Genomic DNA, 1,803 nt, shown 5'->3' on the forward strand with positions numbered 1-1,803 from the left:
GGCCATGTTGGTCACCAACACCATCATGGAATCGCGGCTGTGACCGGTCACGATGCGGAATCCTTGCACCAGCACCCAGAGCGTCATGAGTGTGAGGGCGATGCCGCCGACCCACTGCATCATGTGCCCCATCATGTCGATGCCGAACTTGTTTATCTTGCTTCGCAGGAAGTCGAAGATGAACTTGAAGAACACGAAATCCCCGATCGACTGGACACGCGCCACGTGCCCCATCAAATCCTGGAATCCGCCATTGAAGTCAAAATTGGCAATCGACCTGATCATTTCCGCAATCCCTTGATGTATCCCTACCGGACAACTTCATGGAGCAGGTGCATTTTGCACCTGCCCCGAGTGACGTCAGTCGATGCTCAATGCACCCTTCAGTGCAGCGGTCTTGACCAGCTGCGATATCACACCCGGCTTGCCCTTCAAGGCCACTCGCGCCAACACGCGCTGATTTGCTTTCATTGATTCCTCATAGGCGTCGTAGGACCGCATACGGGCCTCCCATTCCTGTTGCAGCTTGGCGATGTCGTTCGCCGTACGCAGCGAGTCGCTGTTCACCGCAGACACGGTGCCTGCCTCATTTCCGCCCGCACCAAAGCGCCATCCCATGATCTCGCCCAGTGTCGAATTGATGCTGGGGATAGTCTTTTCAAGGAACTCGACCGTCTCGTTGCGCTTACGGTTCTCCATCATCTGAATGTTCACGCAGAGCTGCTGCTGCTGCGCATACAGATCGCCAGAGGTGTCGAGGACGAACTTCTTCAGTAGGCTTCCTGCGCTGAAGCTTGCCGAAGTACGGCAGACTTCAGCAACCATGTAGTCATCTGGAACACGCTCGAGTGTTGCCCCGGGCGGCAAACCAAAGTTGTTGATCAGACCTTGAATCTTGACCAACGCATCGCGGTATTCCTGCAAGGTGCGATTCCATCGCGATACCTGCTCGCCGTACTCCACCGCATCTGCGGCGAGTTGCTCCTTGTTCTGCGCGAACTCCTTGAGAGCCTGGAGCAGGCCGCTCAGGTCGAATACCGGCCAGCCACTGGCGCCGGCTGGAGTGCTCGAAAACACCGCCATGCTGCCCAGCAGGATCGCAGCCAAGCGCTTCTGGCGCAGGCTGCGGCCGGATTTGCGGGTGTGGGTCGCGTTGTTCATGTCGTTCTCCACGGGAATGGAAGTCATCATTGTCATCCTTGTTCTTCGACCGTCAGGCAGCATCGGTTTCGGCAGGCAACTTGGCCTTGCCCGAGCCTTTTCGATTCTTGTAGAAATCTTCCAGCCACTGCTCTGGGGTCAACTCGTCCACAGTGACGCGGGCGCGTACCGCTGCTGTCTGCAGCACGCGGTGCATGATGTCGATGTTGTCGGTCGACGCCGAGATCACCGACAGGATGTCATCCATGCCGCGCAGGTTGAGCTGACACACGCTCGAAGCGTGACCCTGCTTGACCAGGAAGCAGCGCGAGCGCTCGTCCAGCGCGGTGACCACCTTGAACTCGGCCTCGGTCAGCTTCAGGCCCTCCATGTAGTCGCTCTTGCTGGCATTCGGGTTCGGCAGCAGGATCAAGGTGGCAGTCTGTTCGATCAGCGCGGCGGAGATATCGCTCTTCAGCGCATCCTCCGGACTCTGTGTCGCAAAGATACCCATACCATTCTGCTTTCGGATGGTCTTCTGCTTGTTCTTGGCGAACTCCTTCAAACCACCCTCACCGTCCAGGATCTTCCAGAACTCGTCCATCACGTAGATCAACGGGCGACCGTCGATCAGCGACTCCAGTCGGTGCAGCAGGTAATTGA

The 1,803-nt window shown here is 57.5% G+C and carries 2 protein-coding genes and 1 pseudogene; all 3 read right to left on the reverse strand.

Annotation, left to right across the window (positions count from 1 at the left end; genetic code table 11):
* A pseudogene (locus tag AC1VAN_RS20615) lies at positions 1 to 285 on the reverse strand (TrbL/VirB6 family protein); the annotation flags it as partial.
* A 75-nt stretch (positions 286 to 360) separates the two neighbouring features.
* On the reverse strand, positions 361 to 1,188 hold the full coding sequence (locus AC1VAN_RS20620) for a hypothetical protein (protein ID WP_051584992.1): 828 nt from the start codon (positions 1,186 to 1,188) through the stop codon (positions 361 to 363).
* A 25-nt stretch (positions 1,189 to 1,213) separates the two neighbouring features.
* Positions 1,214 to 1,803 (reverse strand): TraG/VirB4 family ATPase (locus AC1VAN_RS20625; RefSeq protein ID WP_480986613.1); only part of this gene is annotated, 590 nt, incomplete at its 5' end.

It is taken from the genome of Stenotrophomonas sp. 05L44_2, assembly GCF_056665995.1.